The organism is Pseudomonas laurentiana (genome assembly GCF_014648275.1).
Classification (GTDB): Bacteria; Pseudomonadota; Gammaproteobacteria; order Pseudomonadales; family Pseudomonadaceae; genus Aquipseudomonas; species Aquipseudomonas laurentiana.
Window position 1 is genome coordinate 1 of the sequence record NZ_BMQU01000010.1, and the last position, 24149, is coordinate 24149.

Consider the following 24149-nt stretch of genomic DNA (forward strand, 5'->3'; position numbering starts at 1 on the left):
GACGAAGATTTCGGGCTGCGAGGCTTGGCAAGGCTCCACCGGGCTGTTGATGTCGACATGGGGGTGAGCCCTGGCGGCACGGTCGGCTTCGGCCAACTGGCAGACAAAGGCTTTCCTTTCGGCGCTCATTCCATGCGCTCCTTGTTGTTGGGGGCGGTTCGGTCAGCTGGGCGCTCAAGCGTTGCCTGGGCAGTATCTGTCAGCGCACGCTGGGTAAAGGCGTCGAACGCTAACAAAGATGTCCCGGAATTGATGTAGGGCAATTCCGAAAGTGCGGGTTCGAATCGGTGGGTGTTGGGGCGAAGGCGTGCAGGCTGCACAAACGAAAAAGCCCTGCTTTTCAGGGCAGGGCTTTTGAGGGGCTGGCTTGACCTTAGACGATCGGGTCGCCGACGTGCAGGATCTTCATGCCATTGGTGCCACCAATGGTGTGGTAGCTGTCACCCTTGGTCAGGATGACCCAGTCGCCTTGCTGAACCACGCCACGCTGGATCAACTCGTCCACTGCGGCCTGGCTGACTTTGTCGGCTGGCAGGGCTGCCGGGTCGAACGCTACCGGGTACACACCACGGAACATCGAGGCACGCGCCTGGGTGGCACGGTGTGGCGAAAAGGCAAAGATCGGCACCGAAGAGCGCAGGCGCGACATGATCAGAGGGGTGTAGCCACTTTCGGTAAGGGCGATGATCGCCTTGACACCGGGGAAGTGGTTGGCGGTGTACATGGCCGCCAAGGCGATGCTTTCGTCGCAGCGCTCAAAGCGGGTGTGCAGGCGGTGGCTGGACTTCTGGCTGGTCGGGTGCTTTTCCGCGCCCAGGCAGATGCGTGCCATGGCCTGGACGGCTTCGACCGGGTAGGCACCGGCAGCACTTTCTGCCGAAAGCATCACCGCGTCAGTGTTGTCCAGGACGGCGTTGGCAACGTCGGACACTTCGGCGCGGGTCGGCATCGGGTTCTGGATCATCGACTCCATCATCTGGGTGGCGACGATCACGGCCTTGTTGTTGCGGCGGGCGTGCTGAATGATCTTCTTCTGGATCGCGATCAGTTCGGCGTCGCCGATTTCAACGCCCAGGTCACCCCGGGCAACCATGACGGCGTCACTGGCTGCGATCAGGCCGTCGAGGGTTTCATCGTCGGCAACGGCTTCTGCGCGTTCGATCTTGGCCACCAGCCAGGCTTTGCCACCGGCTTCATCGCGCAGACGACGGGCATATTGCATGTCGCTGGCGTCACGCGGGAATGAAACGGCCAGGTAGTCCAGGTCCATTTCGGCCGCCAGCTTGATGTCGGCTTTGTCTTTCTCGGTCAGGGCCGGCGCGGTCAGGCCACCGCCTCTACGGTTGATGCCCTTGTGGTCAGACAGCGGGCCACCGATCAGCACGGAACAGTGCAGCGCGTCCTCGGTGGCGGTTTCGACGCGCATGACCACACGGCCATCGTCGAGCAGCAGTTCATCGCCTACGCCACAGTCCTTGACCAGGTCCGGGTAGTCGATGCCGACGATGTCCTGGTTGCCTTCGGTCAAAGGGTGAGCAGTAGAGAAGGTGAAGCGATCACCGACCTTGAGTTCGATCCGTTTGTTGGCGAACTTGGCGATACGAATTTTCGGGCCTTGCAGGTCGCCGAGCAGGGCTACATGGCGACCGAGGCGGGCGGCGATTTCACGGATCAACTGGGCGCGAGCCTTGTGCTCTGCTGGGGTGCCGTGAGAGAAGTTCAGGCGCGCGACATCCAGACCGGCGAGGATCAGTTGCTCGATAACTTCCGGTGAATTACTGGCGGGGCCAAGGGTGGCGACAATTTTGGTACGGCGGATGGTCATGCACAGACTCCTTTAGTGAAGCGCTGCGAAAGGCTACTCCTGAAAAAGCCTGTAGTCATTGTTCCTGTGAACTACCTTGCTGGCGGAGTGGGGGCGTTTGAACAGCAGGACAGGCGTCTGGCCGCGTGTCTTCAGATTTGCGGTGAAAAGCCGATACACTGCACATCACAGGAGAATCCCCATGCGAGCCTTGATTGTTTTAGCCTTGGCGACCAGTGTCGTTGGCTGTACCCGCTGGTCGATGGACCACCATCTCAACAATGCCTACCGGGCTTATGATCGGGGCAACTGCGAGCGCGTGATGCTCGAACTGTCTCAGGTCGAGCGCGCAAGCCGAGCCCGGCCGTTCGTGCAGCCTGAAGTGTCGATGTTGCGCGGGCAGTGCCTGGAGCGCCAGAAGCTCTACCCGGATGCGGTGCAGACCTACCAGTACATCATGCAGCGTTACCCGCAGAACGAGTATGCGTTCCGTGCCCGTGCGCGTTTGCAGACGCTGGAGCGCCTGGGTCACTACCGTGCGGGTGAGGAAGCGATTGCGCGTCCGGCAACAGTCACCCCTTGGCGTTAGTGCTAAAGTGTTACGGTTCGATTGTGACGTATGGGGTATGTTGCGCTAGTCTTGTAAGGCGAGCGCCTCCCCATCGGCGGTACTAGCGCGACCCTGCTCAAGGGTCTCCGACAGTGGTTCGAACCATGTTTACCGAGCGCCATATCGAGCGGCACCAGCTCCCTTATTTCCTCAAGGTTTTCAACCGTCTCACTGACCAGCCTATTGGCTACCTGGGTAATGTATCGGAAGACGGCTTGATGCTGATCAGCCAGTTGCCCCTGCTGGTCGGGCCGGACTTTGAGTTGCAGATCCGTTTGCCCGGCATTGACGGTGCCCAGCACTTGATCAATCTGACCGCCAGTTGTCTCTGGTGTCATGAGGACCAGACGCCAGGTCACTACGACTCGGGTTTCATGCTGCTGAATCCCCCTCGTGAATACGATCACCTGGTGCTAGCACTGCGGAACTACTTCAGCTTCTACCCGTTGAGCGCTTCGGCATGAGGTAGACTCGGAAGATTTTCTGAGCAGGGAATTTCCGTGAGCTCCAGCATCTTCTGGCACGATTACGAAACCACCGGCATCAACCCCCGTAGCGATCGCCCGTTGCAGGTTGCCGGTGTACGCACCGACCTTGAGCTTAACGAGATCGAGGCACCGATCAATCTCTACTGCCGACCCAGCGACGATATCCTGCCGCACCCGGCCGCCTGCCTGGTCACCGGGATCACGCCGCAGCACCTTGCGGACCACGGCCTTGGCGAAGCTGAGTTCATGACGCGTATCCATGCCGAGCTGGCGCGCCCGGGCACGTGTGGTGCGGGCTATAACACCTTGCGTTTTGACGATGAAGTTACGCGCTACAGCCTTTACCGCAACTTTTTTGACCCCTATGCGCGAGAGTGGCAAGGCGGCAACAGCCGTTGGGACCTGATCGATACGGTACGGGCCGCCTGTGCCTTACGTCCGGAGGGTATCAATTGGCCTGAGCAAGACGGACGAATCAGCCTGAGGCTTGAATTACTGACCGCGGCCAACGGTATTGGTCATGGACAGGCGCATGAGGCCTTGTCCGATGTGCGTGCCACTATTGCGATGGCAAGGTTGGTCAGGCAGAAGCAGCCAAGGTTATACGATTGGCTGTTTCAACTGCGCAGCAAACAGAGCGTACTCGACCATATTCGACTGATGCAGCCCTTTGTGCATATTTCCGGGCGTTTCTCCGCTGCACGTAACTATCTTGGGGTGGTCTTGCCATTGGCGTGGCATCCGCGTAATCGCAATGCGCTGATCGTCTGTGACCTGCACTTGGATCCGCAACCGTTGTTGGAGGAAGACGCCGAGGTATTACGTCAGCGTTTATACACGCGGCGTGAAGCATTAGCTGAAGGGCAGCTGCCGGTGCCCTTGAAGTTGATTCACGTCAATCGTTGTCCGGTGATTGCACCGTTGTCAGTACTGCGCAATGAAGATCAACAGCGGTTGGCGCTGGATATGTCGCTGTATCACGGCAGGGCCGCTGAGCTGCAATGTAATCAGATGATTGTTCAAGACAAGTTAAAAGCGGTGTATGCGACCGAGGACTTTTCGCCCAGTGAAGACCCGGAGCAGCAATTGTATGACGGTTTTTTGGGCGAACGTGATCGTCGCGTGTGCGAGCAGGTGCGTAGTGTTGATCCGCAACAATTGGTCAGTGGGCAATGGATGTTTGACGATGAGCGGTTACCGGAGCTGTTGTTCCGTTACCGCGCGCGAAACTTTCCTGAAACCTTGAACAGTGAAGAGCATCAGCGTTGGCTTGAGTTTTGTCGGCAACGCCTGCTCAGTGAGGCCATGGGGGCGCCTAACACGCTCTCCGGCTTTGAGCAGGCGCTAGAGGCCTGCTGGCCGCAGGCAACTGAGCAACAGCGTGGAGTGCTCGGTGCATGGCGTGACTATGTTCAGGCTCTTAAAGTTCGTTTGCAGATGTAAAATATTGCGCACAAAAAAACGCCAGCACGCTGGCGTTTTTTATTACGGACAACAGGCGTTGTCCGTCGCGATTAACCGAGCAGAGTAGCCCAGCCTTCTACCACGTCACCGCCCCACTTGGCTTTCCACTCTTTCAGCGTCTTGTGGTTGCCGCCTTTGGTCTCGATGACTTCGCCGTTATGTGGGTTCTTGTATTGTTTGACCTTGCGCGCGCGCTTGGTGCCGGTGGTTTTCACAGCACCACGTGGCGCTTTGTTCAGTTTGGCCTCTGGGTCGAGCAGGGCAATGATGTCACGCAGCGACTTTTGATACTCGCCCATCAGCTCGCGCAATTTGCCTTCGAACTCCAGCTCTTTCTGCAGCTTGTCGTCTTCCGACAGGTTTTTCAGACGGGCTTGCAGTTCTTTGATGGCTTCTTCTGTAGCGCGGTATTCGTTGATCAGGGACATGGGGCAATCCTTGGGGAAAATGGAAACAGTGCGGCAATAATAGTCAGGCGTTTTCGTCAAGTAAACATTAAACTCGAAAAACACATGAATGAGTTTTAATGTCTGGAGACTGTCAGGTAAAAATTTACAAACTTTAAGCGTCTTGGAACAAGTAACTTTTTGTCGTAGCTGGCTTAGCGCCAGTGGTTGCAGACCGTGTCGGCATCGTCCACCGATCGGCGTAACAGTTGCAATCATTACTGCAGTTTTGCTGGGCAGTCGTTAGAATGAGCGCCTTTGCGAAGTTCTGGAGTCCATTTTCATGCGCACCTATCGGCTGGTGATTGCGTGCCCCGACCGCGTCGGCATCGTCGCCAAAGTCAGTAATTTCCTGGCGTCCTATAACGGCTGGATCAACGAAGCGAGCCACCATTCCGATGAGTTGAGTGGCTGGTTCTTCATGCGTCACGAAATTCGCGCTGAAACCCTCCCGTTCGGTATCGAGGCTTTCCGCGAGGCGTTTGCACCCATTGCCGAAGAGTTTTCCATGGTGTGGCGGATCACCGACACTGACCAGAAGAAGCGTGTGGTGTTGATGGCCAGTCGCGAATCCCACTGCCTGGCTGACCTGCTGCACCGTTTTCACAGCAATGAGCTGGATTGCGAAATTCCGTGTGTCATTTCCAACCACAACGACCTGCGCAGCATGGTTGAGTGGCATGGCATTCCGTTCTTCCACGTACCGGTCGACCCTCAGGACAAGCAGCCTGCATTTGCCGAAGTATCGCGCCTGGTCAAAGAGCATGCTGCCGATGTGGTGGTGCTGGCGCGCTATATGCAAATCCTGCCGCCACAGTTGTGCCAGGAATATGCACAGAGGGTGATCAATATTCACCACAGTTTCTTGCCATCGTTCGTTGGCGCCAAGCCTTACCATCAGGCGGCGGTACGGGGTGTGAAACTGATTGGCGCAACCTGCCACTACGTCACTGAAGAGCTGGATGCCGGCCCGATTATTGAGCAGGATGTGGTACGCGTCAGCCATAGCGACACCATTGAAGACATGGTTCGCTTCGGGCGTGATGTCGAGAAGATGGTGCTGGCTCGTGGCCTGCGTTATCACCTGGAAGACCGCGTGCTGGTGCACGGTAACAAAACCGTGGTGTTCAACTAGTCGGCGGTTCAGCACGATTTCGACAGGCGCGGTCCACTAGCGTTTCGCGCCAGCGACAGCGTGTGTGGTCTATGTGGCGTGCGGGGCAGGGCAGGCAGCGACGAGTGTCGCTGCCTGCAGGTTGCGTCAGATGCGGAAGCTGCCGACCAGGTGTTTCAGGCGGGTAGCCTGCTGCTCCAGGTCCGAGCAGGCGCGCAGGGTCGATTGCAGGTTCTCGACGCCTTCCTGGTTAAGCATGTTGATTTCATTGATGTCCATGTTGATCGAGTCGACAACGGCCGTCTGCTCTTCGGTAGCGGTGGCCACCGATTGGTTCATACCGTCGATCTCGCCGATGCGTTGCGTCACGCTGCTCAGGCGCTCGCCTGCCTGATTGGCGATCGATACGCTGTCCTGGCTGTGACGCTGGCTCTGGCTCATGGTGTCAACCGACTCACGGGCGCCAACCTGCAACTCCTCAATCATGTTCTGCACCTGTTGCGCCGACTCCTGAGTGCGGTGCGCCAGGTTGCGGACTTCATCGGCAACCACCGCAAAACCACGGCCGGCCTCGCCCGCCCGTGCGGCTTCGATCGCGGCGTTGAGCGCCAGCAGGTTGGTTTGCTGGGAGATGCTGGTGATCACTTCGAGAATCTGGCCAATGTTGACCGTCTTGTTGTTGAGCGTCTCGATGTGGGCGCTGGACGTGCAGATCAGGTCTGACAGGCGGTTCATGGCCTGGATATTGCGGTCGACCACCTGCTGACCTTCTTCGGCCAGGTGCCGTGCGGAACTGGCTTGTTGTGAGGCCTGCGCAGCGTTGTGGGCGATTTCCTGAGCGGCTGCGCCCAGTTGATTGATTGCCGCAGCAACGCTGTTCGTGCGGTTGGACTGCTCGTCAGAGTTGACCATCGACGAGTTCGAGGCGCTGATGACGCGCAATGCCACTTCGTTGACCTGTTGGGTCGCCGAGGACACTTCGCGAATGGAGCCATGAATGCGCTCGACGAAACGGTTGAAGGCTTTGCCGAGTGTGCCGAACTCATCATGGTTGTGAATATTCAGTCGTTTTGTCAGGTCGCCTTCACCTTCAGCAATGTCTTCCATTGCCTTGGTCATGATGTTCAGTGGTTGCAACAGCATGCGAATCAGCAGGCCGAGCAGGGCCATGATGATAACAATGGCCACCACGGTGGCAATGATTGCGGAAGTGCGGAACTTGCTCAGCATGGCATAGGCTTTTTCCTTGTCTATGGACAGGCCGATGTACCAGTTGGCTGACGGCAAGCCTTTGACAGGTGCAAAGCTCAGTACCCGGGTGCGGCCATTGAGCTCGACTTCGCTCATTTCCTTGGTCAGGCTCGGGGTGTTCTGTGGGAACAGGTCCGACAGCGACTTCATCACCAGGTTTTTGTCTGGGTGCACCAGGATTTTGCCCTGGTCGTTTACCAGGAACGCATAACCCATGCCGCCGAAGTTCAACGAGTTGATGATTTCGGTCAGGCCATCGAGGGCCAGGTCACCGCCGACCACGCCGATATTGCGCGCTGCCGTAACCACGACGGAAATCACCATCTTGCCGGTGCTGGCGTCGATGTAAGGTTCGGTCAGGATCGGGCCGTTTGCGGCCAGGCCGTCCTTGTACCAAGGACGTACGCGTGGGTCGTAACCCTCGGGCATCTTGGTCAGCGGACGAATGGTGAAACCACCATTGATGTCGCCCAGGTAAACCGTCAGGAAGCTTGAAACAAGCGACTGTTGGCCGAGTATCGTGCCGATTGCTTCCTGATTGGGGAAGGCGGCGATGTTCTGGGCGGCGTTTTGTACCAGCAGAATACGACCGTCAAACAGGTTCTTGATGTTGGTCGACGTCGATTCGCCCATTTCCTCAAGATAGTTTTTCAGATCATCGCGAATCGCATTACGCTGCAGATAGTCGTTGTATAAGGTAAAGAGGGCGAAGGCGATCATGACGATCAATGAAGCGGCCATTAGGATCTTATGGCTGAAACGGAGGCTTTTGTTCATAACGTATATGTCCGCTAAGGTCTTCTAATCCGGGTCTGTCGCACAAGTATCAGTTTCAAAGCAGTGCCGGGTCCGATGTCCTTGTCGGGGCTTTTTCTGGCTTTTGGTGCGGTCTATCACACCTAGCTATCGACCGCTTTCATGCAAAGCTTGAACAGGGGAAAGAAAAATAATGACTGACTCCGCGCACCTCGTACTGGGGGCTGATCTCGATGGTCAGCCCGTCGCTCAGGCACTGCGTCTGGCCAACCGTCATGGGCTGGTGGCAGGTGCCACGGGCACAGGAAAGACCGTCACGTTGCAGCATCTGGCCGAGGCCTTCAGCGACGCCGGTGTGGCGGTGTTTGCTGCTGATGTCAAAGGTGACTTGTGCGGTCTCGGCGCAGAGGGTGATCCGCAGGGGAAGGTGGCCGAACGCATCGCCTCGATGCCTTGGCTTGAGCATCGTCCGCAAGCCTATCCGGTGACCTTGTGGGATGTTCACGGCCAGTCGGGCCACCCCTTGCGCACCACGCTCAGCGAGATAGGGCCGCTACTGCTGGGTAACCTGCTGGAACTGACGGACAGCCAGCAAGCAGCGTTGTATGCCGCGTTCAAAGTGGCGGACCGCGAAGGGTTGCTGCTGTTGGACCTCAAGGACCTCAAGGCACTGCTCGCGCATTTGAAGGACAACCCGCAGGTGCTGGGGGACGATGCTGCCCTGATGACCACCGGTTCCAGCCAGGCGCTCTTGCGCCGTCTGGCCAGCCTTGAGCAACAGGGCGCCGAGGCATTGTTTGGCGAGCCGGCACTGCAGCTTGAAGACCTCCTGCAGCCAGCCGCCGACGGACGTGGACGCATTCACTTGCTGGATGCCAGTCGCCTGGTGCATGAGGCACCAAAGGTGTATGCAACCTTTCTGCTCTGGTTGCTGGCTGAACTGTTTGAGCAATTGCCCGAGCGTGGCGATGCGGACAAGCCCCTGCTGGCATTGTTCTTCGATGAGGCGCACTTGCTGTTCAACGGGACACCCAAGGCATTGCAGGAGCGTTTGGAGCAGGTGGTTCGGCTGATTCGCTCCAAGGGCGTCGGGGTGTACTTTGTCACCCAGTCGCCCGCAGATCTGCCTGACGATGTACTGGCTCAGTTGGGGTTGCGTATCCAGCATGGCTTGCGGGCGTTTACGACAAAAGAGCAGAAATCGCTCAAGGCTGTGGCGGATGGCTTTCGGCCTAATCCCGCGTTTGACACGCTGTCGGTGCTCACTGAGTTGGAAATCGGTGAAGCATTGGTAGGAACCCTGCAGGAGAAGGGAACGCCCGGGATGGTTCAGCGTGTACGGATAGCGCCACCGCAATCTCGTATCGGGCCATTGAGTGATGCGCAGAGAGCGCAGTTGATTGCGACGTCGCCATTGGCTGGGCGTTACGACAAGCCGATCGACCGCGAATCGGCCTATGAAATGCTGATAGCGCGCAAGGGTGCTGTGCCGGCAGCGGAGCAGGCGCCTGCCGCCGCTGAGGATAGCTTTGCCGATAAGGCTGGAGAGTTTTTACAGAGCGCTGCCGGGCAGGCGATCAAGTCGGCTGTGCGCCAGGCTGCGGGTCAACTGGGTCGGCAGTTGGTCAGGGGGTTGATGGGGTCGCTACTGGGGAGCAAGCGCCGCTAGCGGTGACATTTTCTCAGGCATAAAAAAGGCGCCCTAAGGCGCCTTTCTTGCGGTGTGTGGCGTTGATCAGACGATGGCTTTGGACGCCAGCCAGAACAGCCCGGCTGCCAGCGCCATCGATGCCGGCAGGGTCAGGACCCAGGCCAGCAGGATGGTGCGCACGGTGCCACCTTGCAGGCCGCTTTTGTTCGCGACCATGGTGCCGGCAACACCGGAAGACAGCACGTGGGTGGTCGACACTGGCAGGCTGAACACGTTGGCCATGCCGATGGCGCAGGCTGCGGTGATCTGTGCGGACATGCCCTGAGCATAGGTCATGCCTTGCTTGCCGATCTTCTCGCCAATGGTCAGTACAACGCGTTTCCAGCCGACCATGGTGCCGACACCCAGTGCCAATGCGACAGCCAGGATGACCCAGAAAGGTGCATATTCGGTGGTTGCCGTGAGGTCTTTGCGCAGTTTTTCCAGGTCGGCCTTTTCACGCGCTTGGAGGTTTGGCAGCTTGCCGACTTTCTTCGCGGTGTCGTCCAGGCAAAGCAGATAGCGTCGCACTTCTACGCGCTTTTCAGGCGACAGCGAGTGGTAGTCGGAGACGCCCGCGAGCGATTGCGTCAGGGCATTGATGGTCGGTTCGGTCTGCTGCGGGTTGCAGCTGAACTGCTCCGGCAGGTCGCCATCCTTTGCCTTGCCCAGGGCGAGGAACTCGCCAAGGGTCGCGTTGTTGCGCTGATAGAACTGGCTCAGGTGCAGGGTTGCGTCGCGGGTACGCTCGATCTGGTAGGTGGTGCTGTTCAGGTCGAGGACGAACTGCGCGGGTACGATACCGATCAGTACCAGCATGATCAGGCCGATACCTTTCTGGCCGTCGTTGGAACCATGCACAAAGCTGACACCCATGGCCGAAATCACCAGTACCAGGCGGTTCCAGAACGGTGGGTGTTTCTTGTCGTCGACCTGGCGGCGTGTTTCCGGGGTCTTGTGCATCTTCGACAGCGGGCGCCACCATTTCAGGGCAAGCAGCACCAGTGCAGCGACCAGGAAGCCGGCCATTGGCGACAATACCAGCGACATGGCGATATCGATCGCTTTCTGCCAGTTCACGCCTTCACCCAGCGGAATGTCGTTGAGCATCGCGTTGGCCAGGCCCACGCCGAGAATCGAGCCGATCAGGGTATGGGAGCTGGACGCCGGAATCCCGAAGTACCAGGTGCCCAGGTTCCAGGCGATGGCCGCAGCCAGCAGGGAAAAGACCATGGCCAGCCCGTGCCCGGTGTTCACATTGATCAGCAGTTCTACGGGCAGCAGGTGAACGATGGCATAAGCCACCCCGACGCCGCCGAGCAGAACACCGAGAAAGTTGAACAGGCCGGAAAAGAACACGGCCAGGTGCGGCGGCATGGCTTTGGTATAGATGACTGTGGCAACCGCGTTGGCGGTGTCATGAAAGCCATTGATGAACTCGAATGCGAGCACGAAGGTCAAGGCAAGCAACAGGCTTACCAGGACCCAGGCATCAAGTCCGCTGAATAATTCGATCATGAAGGTTTTCTGACCCGGTCATAAGGGGGCGCGATTATGCCAGAAATCATCGGTAATCGATGCACTAGCTGCTGGCCGGTAAGTACCTGTCCAGCGACTGCTCGCGGCAATGAAAAAAGAGGGTTGGCGGGTTCAGGCGGATAAATGTCGGTGAAATTGCGGTTAAATGCCGCGAAATCAAGGATTTTAAACGAACTCAAAAAAATCATACGTTCGTATGAATTTTGTGAAATTACGTAACCGTTAACTGATCCAGCGCAAGACTCCTCCAGCTATGGCGCTGCGCGCGCACCCGACATGACCCTTCAGGGCAAGGCGGGCAGGCGGTTGGAAAACGACCCTAAGGCTCCTCGGCCTTGAGCTCCTTTTCCATTTTTTGCAGCTCCTGGGCAAAAGCCTGGTCGAGAACACTGGCACGTTTGCGCCACGGTTTGCGTTCCGGGTCGGGCTGGGCAGCGTAGGTGGTGACTTCACCACCGTAAACTTCCTTGTAACGTTGTTCCTGGCGCTCAAGTTCCGCGCGCAGTTCATCTTTCGTCACAGTTGTTACCTGATAGTTGAAATGACACTTTGGCGTTAACACGGTTGCGACACCGCACACCGTATTCCTGCACGCTAATGGCGTCTGAAATACAGGGCGCATGCAGGCAATCCTATTTCCGGGTCAACGGATGACGGTGTGTATTCTGAAGCGTCAAGGCACTGTCGTCGAGCTATTTGCCTGAGACCCAAGTGACCGTGTGCATTACCGTATCATCCGAACGGAAGTTGGATTATAGCAAGCGAGTTGAATAACTCTATCGTTCAGTACTGCGTCGGCTTCAACAATAAAGTGCTGTTGCACATGCGTGTCCGTAAATGAAGACGGGCCTGTACGTGCGCTCACAATGCTGTTGAGTCGCTGCAAGAAATAAAAAACGGCCTCGCTTCGAGAGCAAGGCCGTGCCTGGGACTTCTACGGTGGGTACCTGACCAGTCTCTCCAAGAAGCCACATGGTGGCTGGAGAAAGGTATAAGCAATTGTGGGTTGCGGTCAATTGCGATTATCGGTCGTTGGTTCGATAATCGCACTCGTGAGCGTTTTACCGAGGTAAGCCATGAACGACGAACTACAGCCCAAAGGGCCCGGACTCAACGACCAACTGCGCAGCTCTTTCGCATCGTTGGCACCCCCGATCGTGGCTTCGCCGGCCAAGCGTATTCAGGCATTCACCGGCGATCCAGACTTCATGACCTCGTTGGCCAGGGGGTTGGCGGTCGTGCAAGCGTTCCAGGAGCGCAAGCGTCACCTGACCATCGCCCAGATCAGTCATCGTACCGAAATACCGCGGGCTGCAGTGCGCCGCTGCCTGCATACCTTGATCAAACTGGGCTATGCGACCACGGACGGGCGCACCTACTCGTTGCTCCCCAAAGTGTTGACCCTGGGGCATGCCTACCTGTCTTCCACGCCGTTGGCCGTGTCTGCCCAGCCTTATCTGGATCGCATGAGTGACCAACTGCATGAGGCTTGCAACATGGCCACATTGGAAGGCGACGACATCCTGTACATCGCACGTTCGGCCACGGTGCAGCGGCTGATATCGGTAGACCTGTCGGTGGGCGGGCGGTTGCCCGCGTATTGCACTTCCATGGGGCGGATTCTGCTGGCGGCACTCGACGATGCGACGTTGCACGAGTACCTGGAGCATGCTGACCTGCAGGCCAAGACCAGTCGAACCATCCGTGACCCAGAGGCGCTGCTCGAATGCTTGCAGCAGGTCCGCCAGCAAGGTTGGTGCATCGTCGACCAAGAGCTGGAGCAGGGCCTGCGTTCCATTGCCGTGCCGGTCTACGATTCGTCGGGTCAGGTGCTGGCCGCCTTGAATGTCAGTACCCATGCCGGGCGGGTTAGTCGCAGCGAACTGGAGCAACGCTTCCTGCCCATCATGCTGGCGGCCAGTCGTGATCTGAGCGCGCAACTGTTTGCCTGAAGGGTAGTTCGAATGTTGTTCGATAAACGCACAGAGTTGCGCTTAGCGAATTGCGCGGTATTTAGCGTCTGATTAATGTCCCTCGCATCGACCAGCCTAGCTGGTCGAACATAATAATGAGCGAGAGGCCAAGCCCCCATGATTACATCCCTTTCTATTCCCGCACATCTGTCCGACAGCGTCCTGCGCGGAAGCTGATAGCCAAAAAAACTGCGTCTCCCGATTGTTTGTGCCGCTCAGGCGTGCACGCGTACTTTCACGCATTTTTTCTGGATAACAATAATGAACAGTCCCCAGGTTTCTGTTGGAAACTGCCTTGATGTGCAGTCCTTCATCAATGCACAACCGCTGTCGCGCTATCAATGGCGTGTCGTTATTCTTTGCTTCCTGATTGTCTTCCTTGACGGTTTGGATACGGCTGCGATGGGCTTCATTGCCCCCGCACTGTCCCAGGATTGGGGGATCGACCGTGCCAGTCTTGGCCCGGTCATGAGTGCCGCGCTGATTGGCATGGTTTTCGGCGCGCTGGGTTCCGGGCCGCTGGCAGACCGTTTTGGGCGCAAGGTCGTCCTGGTGGGGGCGGTCGTCCTGTTCGGGGCCTTCAGCCTGGCGTCGGCCTACAGCAGCAATGTCGATCAGTTGCTGGTGCTGCGCTTCTTGACCGGCCTTGGCCTTGGCGCCGGTATGCCGAATGCCACCACGCTGTTGTCTGAGTACACCCCCGAGCGGCACAAATCATTGCTGGTCACTAGCATGTTCTGCGGTTTCAACTTGGGTATGGCGGGGGGCGGTTTCATTTCTGCCAAGCTGATTCCCCTGTTCGGTTGGCATAGCCTGTTGCTGATTGGCGGTGTTCTACCGTTGTTGTTGGCGCTGGTGCTGCTGGCCTGGCTGCCGGAGTCGGCTCGTTATCTGGTCGTACGCAACCGCGGTACCGACAAGGTGCGCAAGACCCTTGCACCGATTGACCTGATCCTGGTGGCCCAAGCCGCGAGTTTCAGTGTTCCAGAGCAAAAGACGGTCAGGGCGCGCAATGTGTTCGCGGTGATTTTTTCCGGTACCTACAGTGTTGGCACCCTGCTGTTGTGGCTGACTTACTTCATGGGTCTGGTGATCGTTTACCTGCTGACCAGTTGGTTGCCGACCCTGATGCGCGAAAGTGGCGCCAGCATGGAACAGGCTGCGTTCATTGGTGCACTGTTCCAGTTTGGCGGTGTACTGAGCGCCGTCGCGGTGGGTTGGGCGATGGACCGTTTCAACCCGCACAAGGTCATTGGGGGGTTCTACCTGTTGGCGGGTGTCTTTGCCTACGCGGTAGGACAGAGCCTTGGCAACATCACCCTGCTGGCCACGTTGGTATTGATTGCCGGCATGTGCGTCAACGGCGCGCAATCGGCCATGCCGTCATTGGCCGCACGGTTCTATCCCACTCAGGGGCGTGCCACAGGCGTGTCGTGGATGCTGGGTATTGGCCGTTTCGGCGCGATCCTCGGTGCCTGGATGGGCGCTACGTTGCTAGGCCTTGGCTGGAACTTCGAGCAGGTACTGACAGCGCTGGTGATTCCTGCAGGCCTGGCCACTGTGGCAGTGATCGTCAAGGGCATGGTTAGCCACGCCGACGCGACCTGATACCGAACGGCGTCTCAACGCCGGCAATGTTGACACCCGAATTGACCTTCTCGCCCTTCCTGCAGGCAGCGCTTGCAGGAAGGGCTGCCTGCCATGAGCGTGGGCACAATTGGTTCGATTATCGAACACTTAGTCGATTATCGGATTGAACCACGTTCTGGACGGCCTTAATCTGAGGTCAATCCTCCCTCGACTTCAGCGAATACCAGGAGTCTGCAATGGCTGAAATCCTCTCGCTCCACGACGCCGTGAAGCAGTTCGTCAACGATGGCGACAGCGTCGCTCTCGAAGGCTTCACACATTTGATCCCGACCGCAGCCGGTCATGAAATCATTCGTCAGGGCAAGAAGAATCTGACCCTGGTTCGCATGACGCCTGACTTGATCTACGACCAGCTGATCGGTGCCGGTTGTGCCAAGAAGCTGATCTTCTCCTGGGGCGGTAACCCAGGCGTTGGTTCCCTGCACCGTTTGCGCGATGCGGTGGAAAAACAATGGCCACACGCCATGGAGATTGAAGAGCACAGCCACGCTGACCTGGCCAACGCCTATGTTGCGGGTGCTTCCGGCCTGCCGTTCGCTGTGTTGCGTGCTTACGCCGGTTCCGACCTGCCGAAGGTCAACCCGCTGATCAAGAGCGTCACCTGCCCATTCACGGGTGAAGTGCTGGCTGCAGTGCCTTCGGTACGCCCCGATGTCACGGTGATCCACGCGCAGAAAGCCGACCGCAAGGGCAACGTGCTGCTGTGGGGCATCCTCGGTGTGCAGAAAGAGGCCGCCTTGGCTGCCAAACGCTGCATCGTCACGGTCGAAGAAATCGTCGATGACCTGAACGCTCCGATGAACGCCTGCGTCCTGCCGACCTGGGCGCTGTCTGCTGTCTGCCTGGTCCCTGGTGGTGCACACCCGTCCTATGCCCATGGCTACTACGAGCGTGATAACCGTTTCTATCAGGCCTGGGACCCGATTGCCCGCAGCCGTGAGAGCTTCACCGCCTGGATCGACGAATACATCCGCGGTACTGCTGATTTCAACGCATTCAAGGCAAAACTGGCCAGCGCTTCGGAGGCTGAATAATGAGCTACTCCACCAATGAAATGATGACCGTCGCCGCAGCCCGTCGTCTGCGCAATGGTGCCGTATGCTTCGTTGGCATTGGCCTGCCCTCCAAGGCCGCCAACCTGGCGCGGTTGACCTCGTCCCCGGACGTGGTACTGATTTATGAGTCTGGTCCGATTGGTGCCAAACCGAGCGTTCTGCCGCTGTCCATCGGTGATGGTGAACTGGCCGAAACCGCTGATACAGTGGTGCCGACCGGCGAAATTTTCCGCTACTGGCTGCAGGGCGGACGTATTGACGTGGGCTTCCTCGGTGCTGCGCAGGTCGACCGCTTCGGTAACATCAATACCACGGTGGTGGGTGACTACCATAATCCCAAGGTTCGCCTGCCAGGTGCGGGTGGCGCACCAGAGATCGCCGGCTCCGCCAAGCAAGTGCTGATCATCCTCAAGCAGTCGTCGCGTGCGTTCGTCGACAAGCTCGACTTCATCACATCAGTCGGCCATGGTGAAGGCGGCGACTCGCGCAAGCGCCTGGGGCTGCCAGGCGAAGGGCCGGTAGGCATCATCACCGACCTGTGCATCATGGAGCCGGAAGCCGGTACCAATGAGTTTGTAGTGACGTCTATCCACCCGGGTGTCACCCGTGAGCAGATCGTTGCTGCGACCGGCTGGCCCATCCGCTTTGCCGACAACGTGGCACAGACCACCGAGCCGAGCGAAGTTGAACTGACCGCCCTGCGTGACCTGGAAGCACGTACGGCCGCCGCTCATGGCCAAGCGCCAGGAGAAGCCTGATGCGTGACGTCTTTATTTGCGATGCAATTCGTACCCCCATCGGTCGCTTCGGTGGCGGTTTGGCCAGTGTGCGTGCCGATGACCTGGCCGCCGTGCCGCTCAAGGCGCTGATCGAGCGTAACCCGTCAGTGCAGTGGGACCAGATCGATGAAGTCTTTCTGGGCTGCGCGAACCAGGCCGGTGAAGACAACCGCAACGTTGCCCGCATGGCACTGTTGCTGGCGGGTCTGCCGGAAAGTGTGCCGGGCGTAACCCTCAACCGTCTTTGTGCTTCGGGCATGGACGCGGTCGGTACAGCCTTCCGTGCCATCGCCAGCGGCGAGATGGAGCTGGCAATTGCCGGTGGCGTCGAGTCGATGTCGCGTGCTCCGTTCGTCATGGGCAAGGCCGATAGCGCCTACTCGCGCAACATGAAGCTGGAAGACACCACCATTGGCTGGCGCTTCATCAACCCGTTGATGAAAGCGCAGTACGGTGTCGATGCCATGCCGCAGACCGCCGACAACGTAGCCGATGACTATCAGGTGTCGCGTGCCGATCAGGACGCCTTCGCCCTGCGTAGCCAGCAGCGTACCGCCCAGGCACAGGCCGCCGGTTTCTTCGCCGAGGAAATCGTACCGGTACGTATCGCCCACAAGAAGGGCGAAACGATCGTTGACCAGGATGAGCACCCGCGTGCCGATACCACGCTGGAAGCACTGACCCGGCTCAAGCCAGTCAATGGCCCGGACAAGACCGTTACGGCAGGCAATGCCTCAGGCGTCAACGACGGTGCCGCTGCGATGATCCTGGCGTCCGCCGAAGCAGTGAAGAAACACGGCCTGACACCGCGTGCGCGCGTGCTGGGCATGGCCAGTGCCGGTGTCGCCCCACGTGTCATGGGCATTGGCCCGGTACCGGCCGTACGTAAGCTGGTCGAGCGTCTTGGCCTGGCTGTGACTGACTTCGACGTCATCGAACTCAATGAAGCATTCGCCAGCCAAGGCCTTGCCGTGCTGCGTGAACTGGGCCTGGCCGATGATGCACCGCAGGTCAACCCTAACGGTGGCGCCATCGCCCTGGGGCATCCTTTGGGTATGAGCGGCGCACGCTTGATTCTGACCGCGTTGCACCAGTTGGAAAAAACTGGCGGCCGCAAAGGCCTGGCAACCATGTGTGTAGGGGTTGGTCAAGGTTTGGCGCTGGCGATCGAGCGCGTGTAAATCAATAACCTCATCGCCCGGCCTCCACGCAAGGTCAGGGCGATGGGGTGATTGTTATGTGGAGCGAGGGTATCGCCAAGCCTGTCTAGACTTTCAGAACCCTCCAAGAGTAAGCAGTCATGACTTCAACCTACTACACCGGGGAAGAGCGCAGTAAACGTATCTTCGCCATTGTCGGCGCCTCTTCAGGCAACCTGGTCGAATGGTTCGACTTCTATGTCTATGCCTTTTGCGCGATCTACTTTGCGCCCGCTTTCTTCCCCTCCGACGATCCCACGGTGCAGTTGCTCAACACTGCCGGGGTATTTGCCGCAGGTTTTCTGATGCGCCCGATTGGTGGCTGGCTGTTTGGCCGGGTTGCCGATCGTCATGGTCGCAAGAACTCGATGATGATCTCGGTGCTGATGATGTGCGCCGGCTCACTCGCCATTGCCTGCCTGCCGACCTATGGCAGCATCGGTGCATGGGCACCGGCTCTGCTGTTGCTTGCCCGACTGTTCCAGGGCTTGTCGGTGGGCGGGGAGTACGGCACCACCGCGACTTACATGAGCGAGGTCGCCCTGCGCGGCCAACGAGGTTTTTTCGCCTCGTTCCAGTACGTGACGCTGATTGGCGGGCAACTGCTTGCGGTGTTGGTGGTGGTGATCCTGCAACAGCTGCTCAGTGAAGATGAACTGCGTGCCTGGGGATGGCGAATCCCCTTCGTAATCGGTGCCTGTGCGGCCTTGATCTCGCTGTTCCTGCGCCGTTCGCTGGAAGAAACCAGCAGCGCGGCTACCCGTAGCGATAAAGAGGCGGGCAGCCTTGTTGGGTTGTTCCGTCATCACAAGGCGGCCTTTATCACTGTGCTGGGTTACACCGCTGGTGGTTCGCTGATTTTCTACACCTTTACTACCTACATGCAGAAGTACCTGGTGAACACTGCCGGGATGAACGCCAAGACCGCCAGCTTCATCATGACCGGCGTGCTGTTCCTGTACATGTGCATGCAGCCGCTGTTCGGCATGCTCTCCGACCGCATTGGCCGGCGTAACTCGATGCTGTGGTTTGGCGCGTTGGGCACGCTGTGCACGCTGCCGATCCTGTTGGTGCTGAAGACTGTCACCAGCCCGTTTCTGGCCTTTGTCCTGATCACCCTGGCGTTGGCCATCGTCAGTTTCTATACCTCGATCAGCGGCCTGGTCAAAGCTGAGATGTTCCCGCCGCAGGTGCGCGCATTGGGGGTTGGCCTGGCCTACGCCGTGGCCAATGCACTGTTTGGTGGTTCTGCCGAGTATGTTGCGCTGGGGCTGAAATCCCTGGGCATGGAAAACAGTTTTTACTGGTACGTTACCGCGATGATGGCGATTGCCTTCCTGTTCAGCCTGCGCCTGCCGAAGCAGGCGGCGTATTTGCATAACGATCATTGATCCACTGGCGCGCCCTTGGGGCGCGTCTTGTTGAAGGACCTGCCATGACTCAACGACCGGGCAACCAATTGTTCGATGCCTATTTCACTGCACCTGCCATGCGCGAGGTATTTTCCGACCGTGGTCGAGTGCAGGGCATGCTTGATTTTGAAGCTGCGCTGGCCCGTGCCGAAGCCGCTGTCGGGGTTATCCCACAGGAGGCAGTAGCGCCCATAGAAGCGGCTTGCCAGGCCGATCACTACGATTTCGGCGCCTTGGCTGAAGCCATCGCCGTGGCGGGTAACTCGGCAATTCCAATGGTCAAGGCACTGGGCAAGGTGATCGCCAGTGAGACACCGCAAGCCGAGCGTTTCGTTCACCTTGGGGCGACCAGCCAGGACGCGATGGACACCGGTCTGGTACTGCAACTGCGTGACGCGCTCAGCCTGATCGAAGCTGACCTTGCCCAACTGTGCGAAGCCTTGGCACGCCAGGCCCTGGCCCATGCCGATACACCACTGGCCGGGCGCACTTGGCTGCAACATGCCACCCCGGTGACGCTGGGAATGAAAATTGCCGGCACCCTGGGTGCCCTGACGCGGCATCGTCAACGCTTGCAAGAGCTCAAGCCTCGGGTCTTCTGCCTGCAGTTCGGCGGTGCCTCTGGAACCTTGGCTGCCTTGGGCGAAAATGGTTTGCGGGTTGCCGAAGCACTGGCTGAGCAGTTGCACCTGAGCTTGCCCGAGCAGCCTTGGCACACCCAACGAGATCGCTTGGTGGAGTTCGCTTCAGTGCTTGCCCTGATCGCGGGCACCTTGGGCAAGTTGGGCCGTGATGTCAGCTTGTTGATGCAAACCGAGGCCGCCGAAGTGTTTGAGCCTTCTGCTCCGGGCAAGGGCGGTTCCTCGACCATGCCGCACAAGCGTAATCCGGTGGGGGCGGCGGTACTAATCGGTGCAGCGACCCGGGTGCCAGGCTTGCTGTCGACCTTGTTCGCCGCCATGCCACAGGAGCATGAGCGCAGCCTGGGCCTGTGGCACGCCGAATGGGAAACACTGCCGGAGATCTGCTGCCTGGTGTCCGGTGCATTGCATCAGGCACAGATCCTTGCCGATGGCATGGAAGTCGATGCCACGCGGATGCGCCGCAATCTGGAATTGACCCAAGGCCTGGTCTTGGCTGAAGCGGTAAGCATCGTGTTGGCGCAACGCTTGGGGCGTGACCATGCCCACCACCTGCTGGAGAGCTGCTGCAAGCGTGCAGTGGCTGAACAACGCCACCTGCGCGCCGTGCTCGGCGATGACCCGCAGGTGAGCGCCGAACTGTCGGCAGATGAACTCGATCGTCTGCTGGACCCCGCGCACTACCTCGGCCAGGCGCGTGTCTGGGTTGAGCGTGCCGTGGCTGAACATACCCGACTGAGTGCCTGAAGGAGACTTTTGTGGCTAGCGTACAACTTGCCGATGGCGTACTGAACTATCAAATCGATGGCCCGGAAGGGGCGCCGGTGCTGGTGTTGTCCAACTCCCTGGGCACTAACCTGCACATGTGGGACACCCAACTGCCCGCGTTCGCCGCGCACTTTCGTGTACTGCGTTACGACACCCGTGGTCATGGCCAGTCGTTGGTGACCGAGGGTCCCTACAGCATTGAACAATTGGGTCGGGACGTACTGGCCTTGCTCGATGCCTTGCAGATCGAGCGCGCACATTTCTGTGGCCTGTCCATGGGCGGTCTGATCGGCCAATGGCTGGGTATTAATGCTGGCCATCGACTGAACCGACTGATCGTTTGCAATACGGCAGCCAAAATCGGTGCGCCGGAGGTTTGGAACCCTCGCATCGAAACCGTGCTGCGTGACGGTCAAGTTGCCATGGTTGGCCTGCGGGATGCGTCCATTGAACGTTGGTTCACCCCGGCCTACGCCGCAGCCCATCCCGACCAGGCCAAGCGCATCACCGACATGCTCGCGGCGACCTCGCCGCAGGGCTACGCGGCGAACTGCGCGGCGGTGCGTGATGCCGACTTCCGCGACCAGTTGAGCGAGATCAAGGTACCGCTGCTGGTGATTTCCGGCAGCGCCGACGCGGTGACCCCGCCGTCTGGCGGCCTGTTTATCCAGGACAACGTAGTCGGTGCCGAGTACGCTGAGTTCCATGCTGCGCACCTGTCCAACGTTGAAGTGGGTGAACCGTTCAGTCGTCGTGTCATTGACTTCCTGTTGGCCCGTTGAGGAGCTAGGTGTGGACGAGAAACAGCGTTACGAAGAAGGCATGAAGGTCCGTCGTGCAGTGCTGGGCGACGCACACGTCGATCGCAGCCTGAATAACCTGACGGCCTTCAACAGCGAGTTCCAGGAAATGATCACCCGTCATGCCTGGGGCGATATCTGGACCCGTCCGGGCTTGCCGCGGCATACCCGAAGCCTGATCACCATTGCGATGTTGATTGGCATGAACCGCAATGAAGAGCTGAAGCTGCATTTGCGAGCGGCAGCCAACAATGGCGTCACCCGTGAAGAGATCAAGGAAGTGCTGATGCAGAGCGCGATCTACTGCGGGATTCCGGCGGCCAATGCCACGTTCCACCTGGCGGAGTCGGTGTGGGATGAGTTGGGGGTTGAGTCGCGCGAGTGACGTGAAAACGGGCAAAACCGGGGCCTGCACTCGGACGTTCCCACGTCCGTTGCGGGCGCGGGCCCTTACAGCGCCATGCCCTTCTAGCGCCAGGTCACCGGCCCGGCGCTACCTTCCACAGCTGCTTTCAAGTCGGGCCGTAGCCCAAGCATGAACGCCGCTTCTGCCACGATGAACAACGGCCCGATGATCAGCCCGCTGATGTCATCGACAAACGCCGGTTTACGCTTTTCGTAATAATGCCCGACGAACTGGATGGCCCAGCCGGCCACGAACAGCCCCAATCCTGCGCTCAACCAGACCGCAGTGCTTTGTGCCGCCAGTCGCTCACCAGCCCATAGGCACAGGCCGAGCAAAGCGCCCATCACCAGGCCAAAGTGTGGGTCCAGTCGCAGGTAAAACCAGGCCGAAGCCGAGGCTGCGAGCAGTGCAGGTGACAACCACATCCCCATCAGCGATAGACCCGGGCGTGACAGCAGTACGGTCACTGCAACGACGATCAGCGGGATCCCAATGAAGTGCGTGGCAATGTTGCGCGGATCGCGGTGGTACGCGGCGTACTGACTGAGGTACGTAGCGAGGCTTTTCATTGTTGTTCCTCCCGTCGAGCGTCGAATGAACAATCGTCATACCTGGCGTATGCCGCCGATTCAAGGCTACAGGTGTGGGCGGTTGCGCATTTCGTGCAGGATAGCTTGCTGCCGGGAGGGGAGGTAGCGCGTCGGGGCTCTGGTTGAATCGAGATCCCCGACCCGGCTCGCCTCTAACAACTGGCGAACCCGGTCGGCGTCTCGCCAAGCCAGGTGTTGCGGTGCTTACAGAATGCCGATCGGGTAGCTGACGATCAGGCGGTTCTCGTCAAAGGAGTTGGTGTTGAAGTCTCGGCGCATGGTCGAGTTGCGCCATTTGAACGAGAGGTCTTTGAAGGTGCCGGACTGGATGACATAGGCCAGCTCCGATTCCCGCGCCCATTCCTTGCCATTATCAACACTGCTGGTTTGCACGTTGTCGCCGCTGATATAGCGGTTCATCAAGGTCAGACCAGGTACACCGAGGCCGGCAAAGTTGAAATCATGGCGCAATTGCCAGGAGCGCTCCTTGGCGTTGTCGAAGCTGGAGTTGTAGCTGTCGTTGGCCAGGGTGCCGCCGCTGGTGCCGTTCACCCGCATCCAGGCACTGTCGCCACTGACCTTCTGCAGGCCGACATAGAAGGTGTTGCTGCCGTAGCGTGCCGACAGCAACGCCGAAGCGGTCTTGTTATCCAGCTTGCCGGCCCGTTCAGCGCCGTCTTCCTTGCCAATGAAGTAACCGAGGTTGGCGCCCAGGGTCCAGTCACCCAGCGGCTGGCTGTGAACCAGATTGATGTATTGCTGGTTGTAGATGTCCTTGAGCTCGGCATTCCACAGGCCGATCAATGTCCGTTTTTCATTGAAGCTGTATTCGCCACCGGCAAAGTTGAAGCGATCGGACGTGAAGGCGGGTTTGCCGTTCATGTACATGTCTTCCATGCTGGCATCATTGCGTGGGCTGTTGCCACGGAACTGGCCACCATAGAGTGTCAGGCCGGTAATCTCCTGGGAGGTGATCTGGCCACCGCGGAAGGTTTGCGGCAGTGAGCGGCCATCGTCCGAACGCAGAATCGGCAGCACCGGCATCCATTCGCCAACCTTCAATTCAGTCTTGGAGACCTTTGCTTTCAAGGCTACGCCCAGGCGCCCGAAGTTATCGGCCGGGCGCCCGTCATCGTGAACCGGTAACAATTGAGTGCCGGCGGTGCCCTTGCCGCCATCGAGTTTGACCGAGTACAGCCCCAATACATCGACACCGAAGCCGACAGTGCCTTGGGTGAAGCCCGACTTGGCATCAAGGATGAAACTCTGGGTCCATTCCTCGGCCTTGCCTTGTTTGTTTGCCGGGTCGACGAAGTTGCGATTGATGTAGAAGTTGCGCAGGTTGAGCGTGGCTTTGGCGTCTTCGACAAAACCGCCTTCGCTGGCCAGTGCAGGCAGCGCGCAGGTGGTGATCAATAAACCGGAAAACAAGTGTCGTGCGGGTTGGAAGGTGTTCATTGTGGTGTCTCTTGTTTTTATTGGGCCGAGGCCTTCAACCGTAACGTTCAGTCGTCACGGATCGAGGTGCTGAGCTGAGTCGTCAGTGTTTCAAAGCGGCGAAAGGATGGTGCTGTGAGCGGAGGGGTCGAATCAATTCACCGCAAACGGTAATGTGCGATAAACGAACACTAACTAGGTGGTACATAATTTTCTGGGCGTTCGCGGTGCTGCAATAGCCCTACAGGTGCCCGCGCCGACAGTCGATGCAGGTCAG

Annotated in this window: 21 protein-coding genes and 1 pseudogene; 14 read left to right on the forward strand and 8 right to left on the reverse strand. The window is 58.7% G+C overall.

What is annotated here, in order from left to right:
• Positions 1 to 373 precede the first annotated feature (373 nt).
• On the reverse strand, positions 374 to 1825 hold the full coding sequence (gene pyk, locus IE038_RS11900; protein ID WP_189395674.1) for a pyruvate kinase: 1452 nt from the start codon (positions 1823 to 1825) through the stop codon (positions 374 to 376).
• A gap of 181 nt (positions 1826 to 2006) precedes the next feature.
• Between pyk and IE038_RS11905 the strand changes: the two genes are divergently transcribed.
• The 3 genes from IE038_RS11905 (at position 2007) to sbcB (ending at position 4345) form a co-directional block, all read left to right on the forward strand.
• Positions 2007 to 2393, forward strand: coding sequence for a tetratricopeptide repeat protein (locus tag IE038_RS11905; protein ID WP_189395675.1), 387 nt, complete (start codon positions 2007 to 2009; stop codon positions 2391 to 2393).
• A gap of 125 nt (positions 2394 to 2518) precedes the next feature.
• Positions 2519 to 2878 (forward strand): PilZ domain-containing protein, encoded by a 360-nt coding sequence (locus IE038_RS11910; RefSeq protein ID WP_163939418.1) that lies wholly within the window; start codon positions 2519 to 2521, stop codon positions 2876 to 2878.
• Between the two features lie 36 nt (positions 2879 to 2914).
• Positions 2915 to 4345 carry an exodeoxyribonuclease I gene (gene sbcB / locus IE038_RS11915; RefSeq protein ID WP_189395676.1) on the forward strand — a complete coding sequence of 477 codons (1431 nt, stop codon included), beginning with the start codon at positions 2915 to 2917 and terminating at the stop codon, positions 4343 to 4345.
• A 71-nt stretch (positions 4346 to 4416) separates the two neighbouring features.
• On the opposite strand, the gene mvaT is transcribed toward sbcB, so the two are convergent.
• Positions 4417 to 4794, reverse strand: a complete 378-nt coding sequence (mvaT, locus tag IE038_RS11920; protein ID WP_065761853.1) for a histone-like nucleoid-structuring protein MvaT — start codon at positions 4792 to 4794, stop codon at positions 4417 to 4419.
• A 301-nt stretch (positions 4795 to 5095) separates the two neighbouring features.
• On the opposite strand from mvaT, the gene purU reads away from it, so the two are divergent.
• Positions 5096 to 5947 carry a formyltetrahydrofolate deformylase gene (purU, locus tag IE038_RS11925; RefSeq protein ID WP_189395677.1) on the forward strand — a complete coding sequence of 284 codons (852 nt, stop codon included), beginning with the start codon at positions 5096 to 5098 and terminating at the stop codon, positions 5945 to 5947.
• Positions 5948 to 6073: 126 nt separating this feature from the next.
• Here the strand turns inward: purU and IE038_RS25285 are convergent, their stop codons facing one another.
• Together IE038_RS25285 and IE038_RS25290 are read right to left on the reverse strand one after the other, a co-directional pair.
• Positions 6074 to 6838, reverse strand: a complete 765-nt coding sequence (locus tag IE038_RS25285) for a methyl-accepting chemotaxis protein (protein WP_371917216.1) — start codon at positions 6836 to 6838, stop codon at positions 6074 to 6076.
• Positions 6839 to 6931: 93 nt separating this feature from the next.
• A pseudogene (locus tag IE038_RS25290) lies at positions 6932 to 7954 on the reverse strand (HAMP domain-containing protein); the annotation flags it as partial.
• Between the two features lie 172 nt (positions 7955 to 8126).
• On the opposite strand from IE038_RS25290, the gene IE038_RS11935 reads away from it, so the two are divergent.
• Complete coding sequence (locus IE038_RS11935; protein WP_189395679.1) at positions 8127 to 9602, forward strand: helicase HerA-like domain-containing protein; 1476 nt, start codon at positions 8127 to 8129, stop codon at positions 9600 to 9602.
• 66 nt (positions 9603 to 9668) lie between these two features.
• Here the strand turns inward: IE038_RS11935 and IE038_RS11940 are convergent, their stop codons facing one another.
• Positions 9669 to 11141 carry an inorganic phosphate transporter gene (locus IE038_RS11940; protein WP_163937259.1) on the reverse strand — a complete coding sequence of 491 codons (1473 nt, stop codon included), beginning with the start codon at positions 11139 to 11141 and terminating at the stop codon, positions 9669 to 9671.
• Positions 11142 to 11481: 340 nt separating this feature from the next.
• On the reverse strand, positions 11482 to 11682 hold the full coding sequence (locus IE038_RS11945) for a hypothetical protein (protein WP_065758709.1): 201 nt from the start codon (positions 11680 to 11682) through the stop codon (positions 11482 to 11484).
• A gap of 556 nt (positions 11683 to 12238) precedes the next feature.
• Here IE038_RS11945 and pcaR point away from each other — a divergent pair.
• From pcaR to pcaC, 9 genes are all read left to right on the forward strand, one after another.
• Positions 12239 to 13114, forward strand: a complete 876-nt coding sequence (pcaR, locus tag IE038_RS11950; protein WP_065758708.1) for a pca regulon transcriptional regulator PcaR — start codon at positions 12239 to 12241, stop codon at positions 13112 to 13114.
• Positions 13115 to 13396: 282 nt separating this feature from the next.
• A complete protein-coding gene (pcaK, locus tag IE038_RS11955) occupies positions 13397 to 14743 on the forward strand; it encodes a 4-hydroxybenzoate transporter PcaK (RefSeq protein ID WP_163937262.1) in 1347 nt (448 codons plus the stop codon).
• Positions 14744 to 14961: 218 nt separating this feature from the next.
• Positions 14962 to 15819, forward strand: a complete 858-nt coding sequence (locus tag IE038_RS11960) for a CoA transferase subunit A (RefSeq protein WP_163937265.1) — start codon at positions 14962 to 14964, stop codon at positions 15817 to 15819.
• A complete protein-coding gene (locus IE038_RS11965; protein WP_189395730.1) occupies positions 15816 to 16598 on the forward strand; it encodes a CoA-transferase subunit beta in 783 nt (260 codons plus the stop codon). The genes IE038_RS11960 and IE038_RS11965 overlap by 4 nt, the downstream gene beginning before the upstream one ends.
• Positions 16595 to 17800, forward strand: a complete 1206-nt coding sequence (gene pcaF / locus IE038_RS11970; protein ID WP_189395731.1) for a 3-oxoadipyl-CoA thiolase — start codon at positions 16595 to 16597, stop codon at positions 17798 to 17800. Before IE038_RS11965 ends, pcaF begins: the two co-directional genes overlap by 4 nt.
• 119 nt (positions 17801 to 17919) lie before the next feature.
• On the forward strand, positions 17920 to 19209 hold the full coding sequence (locus tag IE038_RS11975; protein ID WP_163937272.1) for an MFS family transporter: 1290 nt from the start codon (positions 17920 to 17922) through the stop codon (positions 19207 to 19209).
• A gap of 44 nt (positions 19210 to 19253) precedes the next feature.
• The gene (locus IE038_RS11980) at positions 19254 to 20618 is read left to right on the forward strand and encodes a 3-carboxy-cis,cis-muconate cycloisomerase (RefSeq protein WP_189395680.1); all 1365 of its coding nucleotides are present in this window, start codon (positions 19254 to 19256) and stop codon (positions 20616 to 20618) included.
• Positions 20619 to 20629: 11 nt separating this feature from the next.
• Positions 20630 to 21421, forward strand: coding sequence for a 3-oxoadipate enol-lactonase (pcaD, locus tag IE038_RS11985; protein WP_189395681.1), 792 nt, complete (start codon positions 20630 to 20632; stop codon positions 21419 to 21421).
• Positions 21422 to 21431: 10 nt separating this feature from the next.
• Positions 21432 to 21824 (forward strand): 4-carboxymuconolactone decarboxylase, encoded by a 393-nt coding sequence (gene pcaC, locus IE038_RS11990; protein ID WP_189395682.1) that lies wholly within the window; start codon positions 21432 to 21434, stop codon positions 21822 to 21824.
• An 83-nt stretch (positions 21825 to 21907) separates the two neighbouring features.
• Here the strand turns inward: pcaC and IE038_RS11995 are convergent, their stop codons facing one another.
• Together IE038_RS11995 and IE038_RS12000 are read right to left on the reverse strand one after the other, a co-directional pair.
• A complete protein-coding gene (locus tag IE038_RS11995; protein ID WP_163937275.1) occupies positions 21908 to 22414 on the reverse strand; it encodes an Mpo1 family 2-hydroxy fatty acid dioxygenase in 507 nt (168 codons plus the stop codon).
• A 225-nt stretch (positions 22415 to 22639) separates the two neighbouring features.
• Entirely contained in the window at positions 22640 to 23893 is a 1254-nt protein-coding gene (locus tag IE038_RS12000) for an OprD family porin (RefSeq protein WP_163937278.1), read from the reverse strand.
• Positions 23894 to 24149: the final 256 nt, after the last annotated feature.